Source organism: Rhizobium sp. SVR5-9E, from assembly GCF_056755095.1.
Genome location: NZ_JBNDHS010000237.1, coordinates 1 through 636, shown reverse-complemented (window position 1 = coordinate 636; position 636 = coordinate 1). Strand labels below are relative to the sequence as shown.

Sequence of the window (636 nt, the reverse complement as noted above, 5' to 3'; positions counted from 1 at the left end):
CCGCCGCCCTTGCCGCCGGCCGGGTTGACCCAGGACGGCGAGATCGAGCCGGAGAGCGCGATCGTCGGATAAAGCTGCGACTGGGCGACGCCGATATTGGCGGTGGCGGCGGCGAGATCGCGCTCGGCCCGGCGGATGTCGGGACGGTTGCGGATCAGGTCGGCCGGAATGCCGGAGATGATGCCGGCGCGGTAGATCGGCTGGGCAGCACCCTTCTGCAGTTCGCTCAGCAGCGCCGGGGCCGGCAGGCCGAGCAGCGTGGCGATGTGATGGGCGGCGACACGGAAGTTGGTTTCGAGCCCGGGGATTTCGGCCTGCGTCGACTGCACCAGGCCCTCGGCCTGGACGACATCGAGGCGCGAGGCGGCACCGGCTTCCAGCTGGAACTGGGTGAGCTCGTAGGTTTCCTGGCGCGAGCGCAGGTTGTCCTTCGACAGCGCGAGGCGCTCCTGGAAGAAGCGGGCGTCGATATAGGAGGAGATGAGATCCTGCAGGAAGGCGAGGCGGGCGACGTCGGCGGTGGCATAGGCCGAATCGAGCGAGGCAAGCGCGCTTTCCTTCGAACGGCGGTACTGGCCGAAGAGATCGAGCAGCCAGGAGATATTGGCATCGCCCTCGGAGGTGTTGGTGGCGCCG

General features: G+C 68.2%; 1 protein-coding gene. It reads right to left on the bottom strand.

What is annotated here, in order from left to right; translation table 11 throughout:
- Window positions 1-636: TolC family protein (locus tag ACPYOJ_RS34605; protein ID WP_481420263.1), on the bottom strand; the 636-nt coding region annotated here is incomplete at both ends.